Origin of the sequence: Prevotella sp. kh1p2, assembly GCF_900111525.1 — a bacterium.
Lineage (GTDB): Bacteria > Bacteroidota > Bacteroidia > Bacteroidales > Bacteroidaceae > Prevotella.
Map to the genome: position 1 here is coordinate 243,783 of NZ_FOHY01000001.1, position 20,075 is coordinate 263,857.

The following is a 20,075-nucleotide window of genomic DNA, read 5'->3' on the forward strand; positions in this document are numbered from 1 at the left end:
AGCGGTCCTCCTTTACTTAACGATCATTTTAGTTCTATTAACAATATAAACACCAGCGGGCAAAGCTATCGTTCGCCTGTCGCCAGCCTTCAAGGAAAGCTTATTGACCATGGTGCCATTGACGGCGAACACCCGAACTTGCTGGTCGATGGCGGTCTCGAAGGTAAGCGTTCCATTGCCTGGCATAACGGCCAAGTCGGCTTTCTCGTCAATGTCGGTAATACCCGTGGTCGTGCCGTTCTCACCATAGAGCACATTGAACGACTTCATCACCTTGGCGCCAGAGCCTCCCGTGTATTGATAGTAACCACGGAACGGATATACATATACATACTGTAGATGCTCGCGCAGGTTCTTGGAGTTCAGATACATATTGCCCGAGAAGTAGAAGATGTTTCCGTTCTTGTTCAACTTCTTGCCGGAGTACGAGCCATAGTTCGTAAAGCTGTAATTGCTACCAGCCATAGTGCCCGTGGCCGTCTCGCCCATGAAGGTGTAGTCGCTCGCCATAGCACCCTTCGTGGCAACCACGTCAGAGCCATATTGCGTAGCGATGAACGACACTTTAGCGTCGGTTGGAGCGTTTGTCACTTGCACCATATAAGGAACATTCGCCTCTGTAGTGCTTCCACTTACTGGCGAGAAGTAAGCGTTTCCGATATAGTCGGATGCCGACGCTGTAGCCTCTTGGTCGAGCGACAGGCAATTGCTTGCGTTCATCTGGTTCACCGTGAACGAGCAAAGGCCATCTCTATTGGTATGTGTTCCGGCCTGCAAATCCAACGTGAACGGAAGAATCACCGTGGCGTTGGTCACCTTGCCGTTCTGCGGAATGGTGATCTCACGTGTGTAAGTGGCGTAGTTCTCGGCTGGCACCGTAATTTTGAACGGTGCGTAGAATGGCTGGCGGTCGGTTATCACGATGTTCTTACAAGCGCGGTAGTCGCCACTAATCGTCTTTTGGATATAGTTGTCCTCATTGTAGTTCGTGCGCACGGGGAAATAGATCAGGCAGTTGGGATTGAGCAACGCCTTCATGGCATCCATCTCGGTCTTCTCTGGAATGTGAACCGAATAGAGATTGGTGTAGTCGAGATAGAGAACCTGCATTCCCGTAGCCCCCACTCCAGCGATGCCCTTCTCGGCATTACCGTAAAGCTCGTCTTGCAAAGCCTGCCGCATCATGGGAACAGTGAGATAGGCATTCTCGCCAGGGATCTCCTCGCCCGTCTCCTTGTCCAAGGCCTTGAACACGCCTCCATACATCGGCAACTCCGCGTCCGCGCCATCCTTGTTGTAGCAGGTAGCGTCATAGAGTTTGGTCAGCTCGCACTTAGCCACATAGTCTTTGGTTTCCAGTTTCAAGTCCATCAAGTAGTAAGCATAGTAGCGATGCTCCCAAGCCGTGGTAGGCGCAATGTTCCAGCGAGTCTCGTCGGCCGTGAAGAGATAGCAAGGCTTCTCCTCTCCCACCGCAAGCACAATGTCGCTGGAGAAACTACCGCCCTGTTCCAGATAGAGAGCCTCAGAATACGGGTACTCCTCCAATGTGGTGGAACTGGCGCTGGTGTTATTGTTGTCCAACTCGTCGATATTGCTGTACTTGAAAGGCACATCGCCGCACATCTCGGTATGGATCTTGTCGGCGGCAGGCTCGTTGCCCGTAGCATTATACTGCTGCCCATCGTATGTATTATAATAAGGTGACTTCACGAAAAAGTAGCGAGCATGGTGAGGATCGGTCACACCAGGATAGGTCTCGTCGCCATACTTGCTGAGCAGGTTCTCGAACGTGAAGCTACACTTTTGCTCTCCTCCGCCAAAGAAGTCTTGTGGCACATAGAAGACGAACTTGCCTCCCGAAACTTGGAAGTCGTTGCTGGTGAACTGCTGCATCAGCGTTGGCCCACTCTCCACCATGGAATGGCAGACAATGTCAATGGAGTTGACGAATGGATTCAGAGCCTCAAGGGTGAGTTCGAATGTAACCAAAGCCTTGGTGTTCTCGGCAAGTCCCTCTATCTGGAACTTGATGGCGTCATTGTTCAAGCCCGCCAACTCTACAGTACCATCAGATCCACTGCGCACATTCACTTGCTGGTCCACATTGTTTTTGTCCGTACCATATATCTTTAAGGTATAGGGCGATGGCGTAAAGGCTGGATTCTGCACTGTACCTGTAACTGTAGCCGCCGTCCAACTGGCCGCGTTATTGCTTGAACTGGTTATCTGGGCACGAGTTCTGTTACTATAAACCAAAAAGCCATTACCATACTTGATATGATTACCATTTATAGTAAAGGATGTAGCCTGACTTATGTTTGTCGTACCATAAATATAATATCTGCTTCCACTTTGATAAACATATAAATAGTTATCCCCGCTATAAATCTTACCACTACTGGCCGCGTTGCCGTTCAGTTTCCACAACACACGGTTGTTCTGATTCCATGTTCCATCTGTCTGCAAGTAATACGTAGAGCCATAACTCGTATGTGTAATATAGAAGCCCCCTAAATCGCCCGTGTAACTCACTGTACCTGCGGAGGCTGCCGTGCCGTAATGGTACTTGATCTTGGCGCCTGTGATGCGATAGCCCAAAGGAATGTCCGTTCCCTCTTGTGAGGTAGTGGATGTAGGTGTTTCTATATAATAGGTATTATTGCCCAAGGCATAATAGAGGTCGTTGCCGTTCTTCAACGCTTGGATAGAGCCACTGCTGGCTGTTGCCGGCAACTTGTGGTCAGCCGTCACCGCATCCTCTTGATAGAGCCAGTTGCTGGCGGTCAACTCCTTTACATCGTTAAAGTCGTAGCTATAGAAAGTTACGCCATTCTTGGTGCGAGGCTCCAACTTGCCTAAATCAAGTTTGCTGGTAGAGAAAGCCGATCCCACCATATTGACACCCTCGCTGATGATATTCGTTGGCTTACCTGGAGTGACATCAGCCTCGAAAGCGCCCTCCGCCGTAAAGTAAAGCTCGCACGATTTCATCGTGACACCATAGAAACCTTGCTGCGTATGGTGCAACAGGAAATAGAGATTGTTGCCCATATCGGTCTCTGTCTTGCTCGTGCGCTCAATCACATACTCGTTGTCGTTGTTTGAGCTTGGCATGTTCTCTGTTCTTGCCTTGTAATTGTTAAAGTTGAAGTCGGTTCCTGTCTCGTAGAACCTCTTCTCTCTATTGTCTATATCTATTCCACCAATGGTCTTGCCGTTCACATTGTTCAAGAGCACGATTCGGTAGCCTGTGAAGCGATAGCCCTTTGGTAAGGAGATTCCCACATGCAGTTCCGTAGTGAGAGGCGAACCTGACATGAGTACATATAAATCTTGTGTCGTGTCCAAGATAATGTCGCCCGCAGGGTCTTTCAACACCCCACTCTCTGAAATAAGGCTCTTATCCGACACGGTGAGTGTCAGGGGCAACTGGTTGTGTCGCCAAAGCGAACTCCAACCCTTTTCAAAGCCAATCTCTCCCTCGTAGGTGAGACCCGCCACCAACTTTCCCGACGAGGGACTTATCGTGACGTTTTGCGCCTTTCCGCCTAACGGAATCAGCAGGAACGAGCACAGCAACGCCATGAACATTCCATAGCTACGCTGCGCTAAATTCATTTGTGTTTTTGTTTTCATTTGATTCATATTGCTATTAAGTTATTGATTCAAAGGTATTGAACAGTGCCACCAATGGTGTGGCAGAACCAAAGACGCACACCCCTGAGGGTTCTTGTTGCAAAGCTAAAGAAATATTTTAAAACCCTTTTGAACTATTTAACTAACCATTTGGACTATATGACCTTTCTACTTTTCAGATTTGTAATAAACAGTCAAAACCTTACACTAAGCATCTGAATATCAAGATGATGTAAATACAAAAGCCGATAACGCCCATGAGGCGAGATGCCGAAGCTCATGGCTCTATGCCCTGGAAATGAACATGTCCAGCCATGAAGATTTCTGACAACAGCTATCCTGAGAATCGAATATTCTGAAAATAAAATCCTATGGCCGCAAATACGGGCAACATGACCCATTTTAACTAACACCTTGATTATCATCTCCTTATACAAGATACAGGCTCGTTCAGCACACTAAATATTACATCAAGAAGCACTTTATGTTACATCAAGTTCAACTATATGTTACATAAACTGGTCTATTTCTCCACTGATTGCTATCCCAAACGGACGATTTTGCGATGCAAAGCGGACGTGTTTAGGACGTAAAGTTGCCGAGTTTACGCCCGTCTTGGAATATAGAACGTTGAAAGCGAGGCATAGAGCACAGTTTTCATCCGGTATGGAATCCTGGTTTGCAAGTTCAGGATGACGCGTTTTTACGCATAAATAATTTACAGATTAGAACCTGAACATATTGTTAATTAATATTAAAAACAGGGGGGGTAATACAAATAAAGAAAAAATATATTATTTTTGTGATATGTTAACTTGAGCAAGAAAGCCTATGAGCCTTACCGAACGACATAGCATCATCTTTATACTTGTCTTGGCGACATGCCTATTGCCCTTTGGCTGCAAGCAGAAACCTGCAGAGACTTTCTATACCGACAGCCAACGCCTGATGCTTGACACGACCAACAACCACACCAAGAACATCGACTCCCTGCTCAGCATTGCCGACAAATACAGACAGAGGAACCAGCCACAGCAAGAGGTAGGAGCCCTGGCCGAATTGGGTCATGCCTGCCAGACAGCAAGCCAATATACACTGGCCGTAAGGTTCCATCAGCGGTAGCTTGCCATAGCCACCCAGTTAAAAGATACACTGATGATGGCCTCGGCCATGAACGACCTGGGCGTGAACTACCGCCGCATGGGACTGCTCCATGAGGGATTCCTGTATCACTCCATGGCCATAGATGCCAGTGACAACCCGGGAGCACCTCAACGCAAGAAACTGATGAAGTGTGAGGCCATAGGCTACAACGGGCTGGGCAATATCTACACCACGCTGGGCTATTACAAGAAAGCCGACAGCACCCTGCGCAGGGCATTGGCTATAGAGACCCAACTCGGCAGCTATCTTGGAATGAACGTGGACAACTCCAACATCGGCGTAGTGTTCGAGAAAAGAGGCATGACTGATTCTGCTCTCGTCTATTACAAGAAATCCTATGAGTACAGCAAAAAGGCACAGACAAAAACAGGAATAGCCTATAGCCACATGAACTTTGGGAGAATCTTCCAGAGCATCAAGCAATACGACAGAGCCATAGAGGAGTTCAACGAGGCCATGAACATCATAGACAACGACCGCGACCTGTGGCTGTGGATGCAGCCCTGCATAGCACTGGCCGGGGCATACGTGGAAACAGGCAACACTGAACAGGCCGAGCACTATCTGGCTTTGGCCATGAACACGGCAAGGAGAATCGGGGCCAAGGAATATTATTCGCAGATATACAAGCTCTATGCTGACTACTATCACAACACTGGCGACTACCAAAAAGCCTTGGAGAACTATACGCTGTCCAATGCTGCCAAGGACAGTATCGTGAACTCGCAAAACCTGTTCGAGATAGAAAACCTGCAGGAAACACTCATGCAACAACAAAATGAATCAAAGATAAAGGCTACAAACGAGAAGCTGGAGAAGGAACGCCTGACCAACATACTGCTGGGCATCCTCATGGTTGCGTTAGTGGGGCTTATCATCTCGTTCTGGTACATATCGCATATACGGCTGCAGGCCAACAAACGACACAAGCAATTAATCAGCATGAGAGATCGGTTCTTCACCAACATTACTCACGAGTTCCGCACACCGCTTACCTTGATACAGGGCTATGGCAAGGAGATTGCCAATGCCAATCCTGACGAGATGGACAGCATACGCCGAGCAGGAAGCATCATCGTCGGCCAAGGAGAGGCCATGCTCAAGCTGGTCAACCAGCTGCTCGATATCAGCAAAATACGGTCTAAGGTGGAAAAGCCCGCATACCAACGGGGCAACATCGTGCCCTACCTTGAGACCATTGTCGATGTTGGCCAGCAATTCACCAAGGCCAAGCATATCATGATGAGGTTCAATCCACGGGAAAATGAGATTATCATGGACATCATTCCTGACTACATGAACAAGATTATGTTCAACCTGATAAGCAACGCTGTAAAATTCACTCCCGAACATGGCAACATCACCATAGAGAGCTACACCGAAAGAAACCGGCTCATGGTAACCGTGACTGACACGGGGCATGGAATAAGCCAAGAAAGCTTGCCTCATGTATTTGAGCCATTCTTTCAGGAAAGAACGGAGGCGAGAGAGACAGGAACGGGAGTAGGCCTTTCGCTGGTACAGCAAATGGTGCTGTCCATGCAGGGAACCATCAATGTGGAAAGTCAACTGGGCAAAGGAACTACATTTACCATTGCGCTGCCATTAAGGCATGGTGACACGCCCGGCAAGGCATTCAAAGCCGAGGCCATCAAGCAGACTGCATCTCACGGATTGCAAAGCAGCGAAATCTCAACGGAAAGCAACAAGCCTCTGGACAGCCTTGTAAACACAGAAAACGCTGCAAAAGTGCTCATCGTAGAGGACAATGCCAATGTGGCTTTGTTTATTGGCAGACAATTGAAAGGAAACTACCAGGTGTTCTATGCCGACAATGGCATTGAGGGATTGGAGAAAACGCTTAACATCATGCCCGACATCATCCTAACCGACTTGATGATGCCTGGCATGGATGGTATGGAACTATGCAAAAAGGTGCGCTCTACACCCGAGACCAGCACTATACCCATCATCATCATATCAGCCAAGGCGGAACAAGAGGATCTGGAAGAAGGACTTCGGGCCGGAGCCAACGCCTATCTGTTCAAGCCTTTCAGCGTGAGCGAGCTGCTCATCCGCGTAGAATGGATTCTCACGGAACGCCGTATGCTGCAAGAGAAGTTCACACTTGCGGCTGAACAGACAGACAATATCAAAATAACGATGACGCAAACCGACAGGGATTTCATATCCCGATTCACCAACGCTGTATATAACCAAATGCGGACCACAGACATAGACCACGACCTGCTGGCCCAGACTCTATGTATGAGCAAGAGTACCCTGCGTCGTAAAATCAGCGATTTGACCCAAGATACTCTTTCAAACTACATTACGAAAATACGTATTGACTATGCGCGGCAACTTCTCAGGCGATACCCCGAGGACACTATCGCCAACATCAGCCAACGCTGTGGCTTCAGTGACCAGGCATACTTCAGCCGTCAGTTCAAACGACTGACAGGACTATCACCCGTGCAGTATCGCAAAAACATTACCACGTAAGGGCATACTGCCAACTGCCGGCCACAGGGAACACCATGCCTCTTACGACTCCAAGTCGGGAACATTGAAAGGCGTGGCGGTTCTGCCCTGCTGCTCGGGAATGACTATCTTGCCGAACTGCTGCTCATACTTCAGGATATTGTCCTGCAAAGCGCCCAAAAGGCGTTTGGCGTGCTCGGGAGCAAGGATAATGCGGCTTGCCACTTCCGGTTTTGGCATACCCGGGAGCATGCGGGCAAAGTCCAGTACAAAGTCACTGTGCGAGTGGCTGATGAGGGCGAGGTTTGAATAAACACCGGATGCTATCTCCGGCTTCAGGTCCATTTGCAGCTGAACTGGCTGGTTGTTGTCTTTGTCTGCCATAATGCTGTAAGTATAATATATTAAGGTACGCACAGAAACGTCCGCACCGTTTACGTTGCAAAAATAACGAAAAGATTTCATGTGCGCAAAACAACCGCTGACAAAAAAAGCGGCAAGCCTTTATCGACCTGTCGCTTAGTTCTATATCATCCCGATACACCAGGACCATCACCGTAATCATCTTGTATTGGACCTGTCTCTGGCCACTTAGAGCCCTCACCTCCTATTTCGTAGCCGTCATGCTCATTGGAAGGCTCAGAAGGCGATGCTGCTATAAAAGTATCCAGCTGTACTTGTACAAGTTCTATGGCTGGCTGCACATAATTCTTTTTCATTTTCATATTTGTTTTACAATGTACTTCTTTATTTTACAATGTACTTCTTTCCGTTCACAATGTACACGCCTGCCGGCAGATTGTCTACACTTGCAGAACCACTGCGAACAATCTGGCCATAGATGTTGTACACATTCTGGCTGTTGGCATTGTTAACTGCGTCTGTACCGTTGATGCCGTTGATGCCGGTAGTTTCACCGTCAAGTATTCTGAAAGTCTTGGCAAAGAAGTTCTGCCGAGCAGCCCCCGAAACACCATTGTCTCTGCTCAGTTTCACCACAGCCGTATGGGGAGTGAAAACAGCATCGGTGCGCATGGCCTTGTAGAAACCATTGGGCCACTTAGTAGTATCTTTGCCGGAATAATAGTAGTAGCTGTACTTGGGCACCTTGGCACCATCGGTATGGTTGCCTATAAAGGTGTACACCACACCGTCAGCTGTTATGTCCTTGCTTTCCCTTTTCAGCTTGGCAGCAAACTGGTCGTTGTCGGTATCGGTGTCAATCGTTACGTCCATTATCATGTTATACGTAGCACCGTGAAGTCCCGGGTGAATCATGTAAGGGTGATGGGCTTTCATGGTCTTCACCGAGTCCTTGAACTGCAACGTGATGTATTTGCTTCCATCGGGGTTGGTGCCAACTGGTACCCCACTGAACTCGCATACCTCAGTAGCACTGCCAAAAGCATTGCCAATCTGTTTTTCGTCCAGGTCGAAGGGGAAACAAACTGAATACCACTTACTGTCAATCAGACGCTCATCTCTGTATGTACCTTTCAGCTTTGCGGTCAGCATAAACTCATTCCAGCCGGCATAGTCACCAGAAGATTGTCCGAAATAGGCATCTGCCAATACGGGCAGTTTATTACCATCAGCATCATATACCCATTTGTTGTTCCAATCAGGATATCCACTACTTGCATATTGGCTGGTGCCAATTACCCGCGTATATCTGTTCACATATTTCTCATAGGCTCCTGCGGGATAATGAAGTACAGTGTGCAAACCTGTCTTTGTAGTATAATCACCAATATTTACCGTGGCTCCATTGGTGGAATTAGGCAATGAGTAACCATAGGTATAGTCTGTGGGCAGGAAAGCCTGGTTCTGTGCCTTGGTATTTTCACCCAACACGTACACGTCTGTCAATGTATTGATGTTACCGAAAGCTCCGCGTTCTATCATCTCAACGCTTGCAGGAATGATTACGGAAGAGATGCTGGTATGGTCGAAAGCCTCACTGCGAATATATTTCAAGGAATTGGGCAGACGAAGCGTCGTGATATTTGTACAATTCTCAAAAGCACCCTTTCCGATTTCAGTTACAGACTCCGGCAGAATAACTGTAGTTAGACCGGTGCATCCCCAGAAAGCATGGCTGTCTACATGGGTCATACCATATTCGTATTCAACTTCAGTAAGATTAGTACAGCCATTGAAAGCCATATTTGCAACACTACTTACACTGGTGCCAATCACCACACTCTGAATCCACGTATTACCGGAGAACACGCTGGCACCGATAACCGTGGTTCCCTTATTTGCCGTCTTTGTGGCATTGGGGAACACAACCTTGGTCCACTTACTCTTATTGTCATTGAAAGTGAATTTTGTTTCGGTCAGATTTTCCGGTAGCACAAGCGAGCCAAGCTGCTTGCCGCCGTTCATCTTGGGGGATGCCACACCCAAAGAGGCGAGGACATCATTATTTGTGACCTCAGCCAACGCGAGGTTCAGGTCGGTCATCTTGGTAAAGATGGGATTATAAACACTATTTACAACTCCATAAAACTGATCCATGTCTGTATTCGTCAGTTTTACGGCGTCAGCAGTAACAATCTTCACGTTCGTGGCTGCAAGCTGTGCAGTCGTAAAGTTGCGGGCTGCGAGGTCGCCATTGGCATTTACCGTAATTACAAGTGTGTCACCAGACGTAGTGATTGTAGGCGTAGCCTTGGCAACCAATACGGCCAAGAGCGCTACCCATAGGAGTAAAGTTCTTTTCATTTTAACTATGTTAAGATTTTAAATAATTAGCGGAAAGAAAAACTTTTCATTGTTGTATTCAAGGTCGTTGTCCTTTCTCAAGGCTACATACTACCAGGTGTACCAATTCTACAGTTATCTCTGCTTAAATTAACTCGACTTTTATTTTCGCAGCAAAATTACTTCTTTTGCTGATATCCACAAAATTATTTCGATAAAAATTACAAGAAATATCTCATGTATGGTAGAAAAAACGCATCTTCGGGCATCTGAACGGGCAGGAGTTCAGCAAAGTGTAATCCAAAGATAGCAAACCAGGATGTGGACTGATGCAGAGGACGGGACACATGCCAGCATTGCTGTCATCATACAAAACCGGGGTTGCCATGTCCTTGGTTGGCAACCCCGGTATCTTAAAAGCCAAACACCACGCGGGTGTTTCGTCTCATTTGCGTAAACGGTTTTCCTCCTTCCAGAACCCACGGGCACCGTTCGCCGTGCAAGTTCGCCCTCCGCTCGGAGGTAACGGAGGAGGCATGCTCCGCTACCTCACCACAAACTTCTTGCCGTTCTTGATGACTACGCCCTTGTAGGAGGCGTCCACACGCTGACCGGAGAGGTTGTACAGAGGCGCATCGGCAGCCGATTGCTCCACCTGAGTGATGCCCGTGGTAATGCCGTTCCTCGCGATAATCTTGCTGCCGGTGGTAACTTCGGGTGTTACTTTGTCGCCTGATTTGTAGTTAACAATAACACCTTTTACCGTAACCTTGTCGCCCACCTTCAGCTCGTCTTGCGATGTAAACTTGGCACCGTTCAGACTGTAGCCACGGAAAACCTCCAACTGGGCAGCCGTGGTGCCGTCGTCGGAAATATAATAGGTGGCATTGCCATAATCGGTATTTACCTCATCAATCTTAGAAACGATACCGGTAATCACCACATCACTCGTGGGAATATCGGTGCCGGCACTGAGTATGGCCAGCGCCTGGGCCACGGTGTAGGTGGCGGCCTTGTTAAAGGTCTTGGCTGTAACGGCGCTTGCCTTGCCGTTCAGATAGGCAATGGCGCTAACGGTGGTGGTTTCGCTGATGGTAAAGGGAGCGGTGTACTTGGTCGACTGATTGGTAGGCGTGCTGCCGTCGAGGGTGTAATAAATCTCTGCTCCGTCCTGCGACGAGCCCAGAGTCACGGTGGCAGTCTCCATGAAGCCATCCTCACCCTCTACCGTAGGCGGCACCACGACACCGCCCGCGGGGGTATAGGTCACCACTATCTTCGTGGCGCGCACCTGATTGGACGATGCCGTGAGCGTAAAAGAAAGGGCATCGCCCGTCCATGTGCCCACCTTGTCGGCATAGGTGTAGCTGCCCACGCTCGGCGCTGTAAAGCAGCCCGGCCCGTACTTCTCTGTACCGGCAACGGTACAGGTGAACTCCACCTTGGTAATATTGCCCACTGTAGACGAAATGGTAGCCACGCTACTCTTGTAGAAACGGTACTGTGCGCCTCCACCAAAAGCCGCATTGTTACAGCTAACCGTGATACCATCTTTTGAGAACTGGTCAGGGGACTGATCCGTAGTAGTTCCTTTGACTTCCGAAGGCAGGAACGTAACCTCATCGCCTGCTGCAAACGAGCTGACCAAGGTCAGCAATGCAACGAACGAATAACGTAGAAAATGTTTCATAAGCTATGATTTTAAGTTGATAAACAGATTTCGGGTGCACGTTACAAAGTTAGGAAATTAATCCGTTGGTACCAAGAATGGGAGATGAAATTCCTGTTACAAGAACTCCTCTCCCACTCTCTGGCTGTTATCTAACCACAATCTTGCGGTTGTTCTGGATGTAGATGCCCGGCGGCAAGCCTTGCAAACTGGTGCCCACGTACTGCCCCTGCAGGTTGTAGACGCGGGAGTCAGCCGTGCCGGTCTCACCTTGTGGCAGGGTGATGCCGGCCTCCGTGGTCAGCTCGTACAGCATCGGCATGGGGCCTTGGTTCGTAGTATAGCAGCCGTAGGAGCCGTACTGGGCAGAATACTGCATGTAGTAGCCGTTGGCGGCTATGCGGTAGGTGCCGTCGGCGTTGGGCGTTACGGTCCAGACGGAGGCCTGCGCCTTGTCGGTTGTTACGTTGTAGTTGGTGTAGGTGCCCTTCTGGAAGTAGTAGCGGCCCTGACTGTCCTTGATGTAATAGCCGCCGGGAGCCTCCTCGAGGGTGTAGGCCAACGCATCGGATGCCAGCGTAATGATGCCGTCGTTGTCGGTTACGGCCGTTGTGTACAGGTATCCGTAACCCTTGCTCCCCGTCACGTTCTGCGCTGCCCGCAGGCTGCTGCCGGTGTTCACCACAATGAGATACTTGCCGCCGGCCTTTACTTCGGAGGTCTTGACAAAGATGTAGGAGGCGGGAGTGTCGCCACCCTGGCCCGGAGTAATCTGCGGCAAGGCCATGTAACGGTCGTCGTCATCGGCCGTGGTGAGGGTGGTGTGCACGTTGAAAGCCACATCCACGCTGTCGCCCCAGATGTATTCGGCCAGATTGGGGAAATCTATCAGATAGTTGCGGTTGCCCTGCAGGTTGGCAGCAGCGTTGTTGCGGTCGCGTTCCAGGTTGGAGACGGGGTCCGACTTGCCCCAACTGATGTACAGGCTCGATGCCCACGGCTTCAGTCCGGGGTAGTTTCCGTTGGCATTGCTCATCGTCTTTAGGCCCGTACGCTCCCACGTCAGATTGGCGTAAACAACGGCCATGTACATGTAACTGCGCGAGAACTCGCCTTTGTAGCTGTCGCCCGGCTCCCAGCACCACTCTCCGCTCTGGCCGTCGATGGTTCCGTGTCCCACCTTGTCGTAGCCCTCATCGCCGCTGCTTACGGTAGTCACCACGCCCATGGGGTAGTTGCTCTTCTGCGAGTTGGCCTCGGAATCGGATGGGTAGAGGTTGTACAAATCGCGGTAAGCATCGTTCTCCGTGCCGCCCCACCAGCTTTTGGGAAACGAGTGCTCAATGTTCATGCCGCTGATGGCCACGCCGTCGTGAGCGGTGAAGTAGAACTTGCGCGAGCTGTAGCGGTTGATGCACTCGTTGGTAGCCGTGTCGCGGTCGGTGTACCAGAAGCCATACCAGGTTCCGTTGGAGCCTCGGCCGTAGTCGAGCACCCGCTGCGGCTGCATCAGCGTGTAGAGTGCGTTCTTGAGGGCAGCGCCCTTGAGGCCTTCGAGCGGCTGTGCGCGCGTGACCAGTGCCTGCCTGTTAATGGCCGCGGCAGCCAGTGGCAGAGCCACGAGCGCCCATAATGCGATGATGATTTTTTTGCTTAACACGGTTATTCTCAGTTTGTTTATAATCAGGAGAGGGTTCGCTTGTTTGCAAATATAGGTATTTTTTCCGTGAACGAAAAGCGAAACAGGAAAAAATTTGATTACAATTTCACCTCCCAGGGTGCCCCTCCCCTCGCCCGCAGCATTGCTTCCGTTGCCCCGCTCGTTCCGCATTCCCGTATTGTTTGTATGCTTCACGAACTTTCGACACTTGTCGCACGATTGTTTGACAGGTGTCACATAATCGTGCGACAAGTGTCGAAAGTTCCCGGCAGTGTCTTTCAAGCCCTTTTTGAGCCCGTTGTGCTTGCCCTGACGATGATGATTGCGTGCACACCAATCAACATTTACATCAAAAAATATAGCCGTTTATATTGCAACCTATTGCTTTTTGTCGTATCTTTAGGGCGTACTTTAAGTGCAACAAATGCCGAAATCAGGAAACGAACTTAACCTGCAGAAGCGGAAAACAATATAATTCGTCAAACTAACAACCGAAACAATATGAGAATGAAAGGCATTTTAATCATGATGTTCGCGCTGCCGCTCATCTTCCTGAGCGCCTGTAGCGACGATGATGCTGACGAGATAAGCTCTCTGAAGCAAGACCTGATTGGCACATGGAAATGGGAAGCCAATTATGGTGGCGACATTATATGGAAGACGGAACCCCTCGAAGGACAAGAAAGGCTTGTTACATTCACAAAAGACAGCGTTAAGATAACTGATAACGTAGTAAAACTGCCAAATGGAAAATCCGGCGTGGCAGACACCATTGTCATCTTACAGAACGGTAGCTACACGCTCGCAAGGGGACAGAACAAATATTTCATAACGATTATTCCGAAAGACAATGACCCTAATCTAAATTATTTAGATGGAATGTCTACAATTTCTTTAGACTCTACAAAGCAGGAACTGAGTATTGGTAGTATTATAGAAAAACCATGGACTGGTTCAAACTCTTTCAGAAAAATAACAGTAAAAGCTAACCTTTAAATTCAAGAAAAGACATGAAAACAAGAACATATGTTTTAAGTGCTCTGTTGTTATTCTCCTCTAATACCTTACAAGCTCAAATTATACAGAGAGAATTAGGACAAAATGGGCTTACAACATCCACCCATCGAACATGATTACCAGCAGTTCCTCTTGAAAAAAGAAGTAAGCCATGCAACAATCCTGCGGTGATTAAGGATAATGAATAGCTGCAAATATGAATAGTAATACTTCCTCCCCTTAGAAAGGGGAGGTTAGGAGGGGATGACAAATAAGCAGCAAACGTAATTTGTTTCTCAACACATGTCGGTATAAGCAGATTTATCACCTTGACAAGATAAGGAAGTGCAGTGGTTACCTTGAGTTTCCTTTTAGCAATCCATCCTTGGAAAAGTTAGTAAAAAGTTGTCAGATATAAAAACTTTTAATACCTTTGCGATATGAGAAGACTAAGAACGTATGGTGGGTACTTTCAGGCATTCATGCAGACGCTTGATGAGAAGGTGCAACGAAAAATAGATTATGCCTTGCAAATGCTAAAAACGCAAGAAAGACTATCAACGAAATTCGTTAAAGCCATAAAAGACGGACTGTTTGAATTAAGAATAGAATACGAGAGCAATATCTATCGTGTGTTCTTTATTTTCGATGACGGACAGATAGTAGTGTTGTTCAATGGTTTTCAGAAGAAGACACAGAAGACACCTAAACAAGAAATAGAAAAGGCATTAAAGATTAAGGAGGCATATTATGCAGACAAATAATCACAAGATTGAAGATTACGACCTCGTGCTGGATGCTAAGTACGGCAAAGAGGGTACGCCGCAACGCGAAAAGTTTGAAGAAGACGCAAGGGCATTCTATGCTTCTCAAGTTCTGTTGCAGGCACGCAAAGAAGCCAAGATGACACAGAGTGAACTTGCCGAAAAAGCAGGAACAACAAAATCTTATATCTCAAAGATTGAGAACGGAGTGATAGAGCCGGGAGTGGGGTTGTTCTTTCGTCTTATCAACGCTTTGGGATTACGAATTGAAATCTCCAAACCGTTGGGACTTTAATTAAAGGGACTTCTAATGTTTTTAAGTTGTCAATAGCTTACAGCCGTAAGCTATATTTCTTCAATACAACTCACAGACTATAAACTTGTCATCCCCCGCCTCCCCTTGCTAAGGGGAGGATACAAGTTTGCCTTGTTGCAAACCGTTGTTTGCTCATTCCTACAATTCATCAAACCTGCAGCAGCAAAAAAATATTCTGTTACTCTGTCTTTAAACCGTAGAAACGAACCTAAAGAAACATGGAGAACGCTTACGGAGCCAACCCGACCCCTCCGAAAGGAGGGAGATGGAAGGGTGGAATACAAAAAGAAGTGTGCCGGGCTATTAGAGCCCGGCACACTTCTTTATAGTATCTCTTGCGAGAATGGTGTTAATCTACCGTATTGGCAAAGTCGAGTACGTTCTTCTTGTTGGCCTCCATGCGGTCGTATTCCTCCCTGGAGCCTACAATGAGCTTGTCCCACTGGCGCATGCCCGTTCCGGCCGGAACGAGGTGGCCGCAGATAACATTCTCCTTCATACCTTCCAAACGGTCGACCTTTCCGCGTATGGCGGCTTCGTTCAGCACCTTGGTGGTTTCCTGGAACGAGGCGGCACTCATGAAGCTCTTCGTGCCCAAAGCAGCGCGGGTGATACCCTGCAGTATCTGGGTGGCAGTGGCCTGTACGGCATCGCGTACCTGCACGAGACGGAGGTCGCGGCGCTTGAGACTGGAATTCTCGTCTCGCAGCTTGCGCACGGTGATAATCTGTCCGGGCTTCAGGGTCTCGGAGTCGCCGGCATCGGTAACCACCTTCTTGCCCCAGATGCGGTCGTTCTCGTCGGCAAAGTCGAGCTTGTCTACCAGTTCCTGCTCCAGGAACGTGGTGTCGCCCGGGTCGTCGATGCGAACCTTGCGCATCATCTGGCGAACGATAATCTCGAAGTGCTTGTCGTTTATCTTCACACCCTGCAAACGGTACACGTCCTGCACCTCGTTGACGATGTACTCCTGTACGGCCGTGGGGCCCTTGATGGCGAGGATGTCGCCCGGAGTGATGATACCGTCGGAGAGCGGCGTGCCGGCACGAACGGCGTCGTGCTCCTGTACCAGTATCTGCTTGGAGAGTGATACGAGGTACTTCTTCTGGTCGCCGGTCTTGGAGGTGATGATAATCTCGCGGTTGCCACGCTTCACCTTACCCATTGTTACCTCACCGTCGATTTCGGAAACCACGGCAGGGTTGGAAGGATTGCGCGCCTCGAAGAGTTCTGTTACTCGTGGCAGACCACCCGTGATGTCACCGGCACCGCCTACGGCGCGCGGTATCTTGACGAGAGTAGTACCGGTCTTGATGGTTTCGCCATCCTCGACAGTGATGTGACCACCTACGGGGAAGTTATAAGTTCCCACGACCTCGCCCGAGGCATTGAGGATATCGACGGTAGGCACCCTATTCTTGTCCTTGGAGTCGGTGATGATACGTTCGGTCATACCCGTAGTATCATCGGTCTCGGAACGGAAGGTTACACTGTCGATAACATCGTTGAATTTCACCTTGCCGGCGTACTCGCTGACGATAACGGCATTGAACGGATCCCACTTGGCAATCAGGTCACCTTTGCTGACCACGTCACCATGTTTGAAGTAGAGTGTACTGCCATAGGGAACGTTGAGGCTACTCATGGCGATGCCCGTATTAGGGTCGACGAAGCGAACCTCGGTCAGACGACTGACAACCATCTGGCAGTCGCGGTCGTCGTCATCCTTGAACGGAACCGTGCGCAACTCGTCGAACTCCAACTTGGAATTGTTCTTGGCAACGATACTGGCGTTGGCGGCAGCATTACCGGCAACACCACCGGCGTGGAAAGTACGGAGCGTGAGCTGTGTACCAGGCTCACCAATGGCCTGAGCTGCAATCACGCCTACAGCCTCGCCGAGCTGTACCATGCGGGCTGTGGCCAGGTTACGGCCATAGCACTTGGCGCAGACGCCGTGCTTGCTCTCGCAGGTAAGCACCGAACGTATCTCAACACTCTCTATAGGAGAGTTCTCGATGGCCAGCGCCTTCTCTTCTGTAATTTCTTCTCCGGCCTCGCAGATAACCTCGCCCGTAGCAGGATGGATGATATCGTGAACGGAAACGCGGCCGAGGATGCGCTCGTAGAGCGTGGAGATAACATCGTCGCCGTTCTTGAGTGCCGTGCAGACAAGTCCGCGCAAGGTGCCGCAGTCTTCCTCGTTGATAATCACGTCGTGCGAAACGTCAACAAGTCGGCGGGTCAGGTACCCGGCATCAGCCGTCTTCATGGCCGTATCGGCAAGACCCTTACGGGCACCGTGCGAAGCGATAAAGTACTCCAGCACGCTCATGCCTTCCTTGAAGTTGGAGATAATCGGGTTCTCGATAATCTGCGCTCCTTCGGCTCCGGCTTTCTGCGGCTTGGCCATCAGGCCACGCATACCGGCAAGCTGTGCAATCTGATCGGCAGAACCACGAGCACCGGAATCGAGCATCATGTAAACGGCATTGAAGCCCTGGTCGGCCTCGGTCATGTGCTTCATGACGGCCGTCTTGAGGTCGGAGTTTACGTGTGTCCAAGCATCAATAACCTGGTTGTAACGCTCCTTATCGGTGATGAAACCGTTATCGTAGTTGAACTGGATGTTGTCTACTTCTTCCTGTCCCTTCTTTACGATACTCTCCTTCTCGTCAGGTACGATGATATCATCGAGGTTGAACGAGAGACCGGCCACATACGACATGTGGTAGCCGAGGTTCTTGATGCCATCGAGGAACTCGCAGGCGCGAGCCATACCCACGGCCTTGATAACATCGGCTATCAGACCGCGGAGCGATTTCTTGGAGATGATGCCGTTGAAGAAACCTATCTCGTCGGGGATAATCTGATTGACAACCACGCGGCCGATAGTGGTCTCGACAAGATGACGAAGCGGTTTGCCGTCAACAATATCGTCGACCAGGACTTTAACCTGGGCATGGAGGTCGCAACGGTTCTCGTTGTGAGCGATAATAGCCTCTTCGGGGCCGTAGAACGTGAGACCCTCGCCCTTTGCACCGGGGCGTACCTTGGTGATATAGTAAAGGCCGAGCACCATGTCCTGAGAGGGAACGGTGATAGGTGCGCCGTTGGCAGGATTGAGGATGTTGTGGCTCTGGAGCATCAGTATCTGTGCCTCGAGTACGGCCTCATTGCTCAACGGGAGGTGAACAGCCATCTGGTCGCCGTCGAAGTCGGCATTGAAAGCCGTACAAGCCAACGGGTGCAGCTGGATAGCCTTGCCCTCAATGAGTTTGGGCTGGAAAGCCTGAATGCCCAGGCGGTGGAGTGTAGGAGCACGGTTGAGCAGAACGGGATGTCCCTTCATGACGTTCTCCAGAATATCCCAGATAACCGGTTCGCGGCGGTCTACTATCTTCTTGGCGCTCTTGACCGTCTTCACGATGCCGCGCTCAATGAGCTTGCGGATGATGAACGGCTTGTAGAGCTCGGCTGCCATCAGTTTGGGCAGACCGCACTCGCCCATCTTCAGTTCAGGGCCAACAACGATAACCGAACGAGCAGAATAGTCGACACGCTTACCCAGAAGGTTCTGGCGGAAACGACCCTGCTTGCCTTTCAGTGAATCGGAGAGTGATTTCAGGGGGCGGTTGCTCTCGCTCTTCACAGCGCTGGACTTGCGGCTGTTGTCAAAGAGAGAGTCTACTGCTTCCTGCAGCATACGCTTCTCGTTGCGGAGGATGACCTCGGGAGCCTTGATCTCCATGAGACGCTTCAGACGATTGTTGCGGATGATGACACGGCGATAAAGGTCGTTGAGGTCGGAAGTGGCAAAACGGCCGCCATCCAACGGAACCAGCGGGCGCAGTTCGGGCGGAATAACTGGGATAATCTTCATGATCATCCACTCCGGTTTGTTCACATTCTGCGAAGCGCGGAACGACTCCACTACCTGCAGACGCTTCAGTGCCTCTGTCTTGCGCTGCTGACTGCTGTCATTGTTGGCACGGTCGCGAAGCTCGTATGAAAGCGAGTCGAGGTCGAGTTCTGCCAACAAATCGTAGATGGCCTCTGCGCCCATCTTGGCGATGAACTTGTTGGGGTCGGCATCATCAAGCATCGCATTGTTAGGATCGAGCTTGTTGTCAAGGATATCAATGTACTCTTCCTCTGTGAGCAAATCAAACTTGTGGGAGCCGTTGAGCTCCAACCCTTCGGCATCCATCTGGCCTTCAAGGGCACCCGGACGGATGACTACATATTTCTCATAGTAAACAACGGCGTCGAGCTTCTTGGTAGGCATGCCTAACAGATAGCCTATCTTGTTGGGCAGTGAACGGAAATACCAGATATGGGCAACGGGAACCACGAGCTCGATATGACCGGAACGCTCACGGCGAACCTTCTTCTCGGTTACTTCGACACCGCAACGGTCGCAGACGATGCCCTTATAGCGGATACGCTTGTACTTGCCGCAGGCGCACTCGTAGTCCTTGGTAGGGCCGAAAATACGCTCGCAGAACAAGCCATCGCGTTCCGGCTTGTATGTACGGTAGTTAATGGTCTCAGGCTTGGTAACCTCACCAAACGAATTTTCCAGAATCTCCTCGGGTGAAGCGAGACTGATGGTAATCTTCGTGAAATTATTCTTTACCTTTGTATCTTTTTTGAAAGCCATGTTCTTTTCTTTTT

12 protein-coding genes are annotated in these 20,075 nt (G+C 49.7%); 5 read left to right on the forward strand and 7 right to left on the reverse strand.

Translation table 11 applies throughout. From position 1 onward, the window contains the following. Nucleotides 1-12: 12 nt before the first annotated feature. Nucleotides 13-3,621, reverse strand: coding sequence for a hypothetical protein (locus tag BMW31_RS01115; RefSeq protein WP_255404772.1), 3,609 nt, complete (start codon nucleotides 3,619-3,621; stop codon nucleotides 13-15). A gap of 849 nt (nucleotides 3,622-4,470) precedes the next feature. Between BMW31_RS01115 and BMW31_RS01120 the strand changes: the two genes are divergently transcribed. After that, on the forward strand, nucleotides 4,471-4,761 hold the full coding sequence (locus tag BMW31_RS01120) for a hypothetical protein (protein ID WP_143049123.1): 291 nt from the start codon (nucleotides 4,471-4,473) through the stop codon (nucleotides 4,759-4,761). A 33-nt stretch (nucleotides 4,762-4,794) separates the two neighbouring features. Then, nucleotides 4,795-7,308, forward strand: coding sequence for an ATP-binding protein (locus BMW31_RS01125; protein ID WP_091820050.1), 2,514 nt, complete (start codon nucleotides 4,795-4,797; stop codon nucleotides 7,306-7,308). A gap of 42 nt (nucleotides 7,309-7,350) precedes the next feature. On the opposite strand, the gene BMW31_RS01130 is transcribed toward BMW31_RS01125, so the two are convergent. From BMW31_RS01130 to BMW31_RS01150, 5 genes are all read right to left on the reverse strand, one after another. Next, nucleotides 7,351-7,671: a DUF3467 domain-containing protein gene (locus BMW31_RS01130; RefSeq protein ID WP_091820205.1), complete on the reverse strand. Its 321-nt coding sequence runs from the start codon at nucleotides 7,669-7,671 to the stop codon at nucleotides 7,351-7,353. A gap of 146 nt (nucleotides 7,672-7,817) precedes the next feature. Next, the gene (locus BMW31_RS01135; RefSeq protein WP_091820052.1) at nucleotides 7,818-8,012 is read right to left on the reverse strand and encodes a hypothetical protein; all 195 of its coding nucleotides are present in this window, start codon (nucleotides 8,010-8,012) and stop codon (nucleotides 7,818-7,820) included. A 22-nt stretch (nucleotides 8,013-8,034) separates the two neighbouring features. Further along, entirely contained in the window at nucleotides 8,035-10,014 is a 1,980-nt protein-coding gene (locus BMW31_RS01140) for a leucine-rich repeat domain-containing protein (protein WP_091820055.1), read from the reverse strand. 523 nt (nucleotides 10,015-10,537) lie between these two features. Beyond that, complete coding sequence (locus tag BMW31_RS01145; protein ID WP_091820058.1) at nucleotides 10,538-11,683, reverse strand: FN3 associated domain-containing protein; 1,146 nt, start codon at nucleotides 11,681-11,683, stop codon at nucleotides 10,538-10,540. A 127-nt stretch (nucleotides 11,684-11,810) separates the two neighbouring features. Then, nucleotides 11,811-13,322 (reverse strand): endonuclease, encoded by a 1,512-nt coding sequence (locus tag BMW31_RS01150; RefSeq protein ID WP_255404773.1) that lies wholly within the window; start codon nucleotides 13,320-13,322, stop codon nucleotides 11,811-11,813. A 507-nt stretch (nucleotides 13,323-13,829) separates the two neighbouring features. Here BMW31_RS01150 and BMW31_RS01155 point away from each other — a divergent pair. The 3 genes from BMW31_RS01155 to BMW31_RS01165 all read left to right on the forward strand — a co-directional run bounded on the left by BMW31_RS01155 (nucleotide 13,830) and on the right by BMW31_RS01165 (nucleotide 15,377). Continuing rightward, a complete protein-coding gene (locus tag BMW31_RS01155) occupies nucleotides 13,830-14,318 on the forward strand; it encodes a hypothetical protein (protein ID WP_177166243.1) in 489 nt (162 codons plus the stop codon). Nucleotides 14,319-14,758: 440 nt separating this feature from the next. Next, nucleotides 14,759-15,082, forward strand: a complete 324-nt coding sequence (locus BMW31_RS01160) for a type II toxin-antitoxin system RelE/ParE family toxin (protein WP_091820065.1) — start codon at nucleotides 14,759-14,761, stop codon at nucleotides 15,080-15,082. After that, a complete protein-coding gene (locus BMW31_RS01165) occupies nucleotides 15,069-15,377 on the forward strand; it encodes a helix-turn-helix domain-containing protein (RefSeq protein ID WP_091820068.1) in 309 nt (102 codons plus the stop codon). The genes BMW31_RS01160 and BMW31_RS01165 overlap by 14 nt, the downstream gene beginning before the upstream one ends. Nucleotides 15,378-15,747: 370 nt before the next feature. On the opposite strand, the gene rpoC is transcribed toward BMW31_RS01165, so the two are convergent. After that, nucleotides 15,748-20,061: a DNA-directed RNA polymerase subunit beta' gene (gene rpoC / locus BMW31_RS01170; RefSeq protein ID WP_091820071.1), complete on the reverse strand. Its 4,314-nt coding sequence runs from the start codon at nucleotides 20,059-20,061 to the stop codon at nucleotides 15,748-15,750. Between the last annotated feature and the right edge of the window lie 14 nt (nucleotides 20,062-20,075).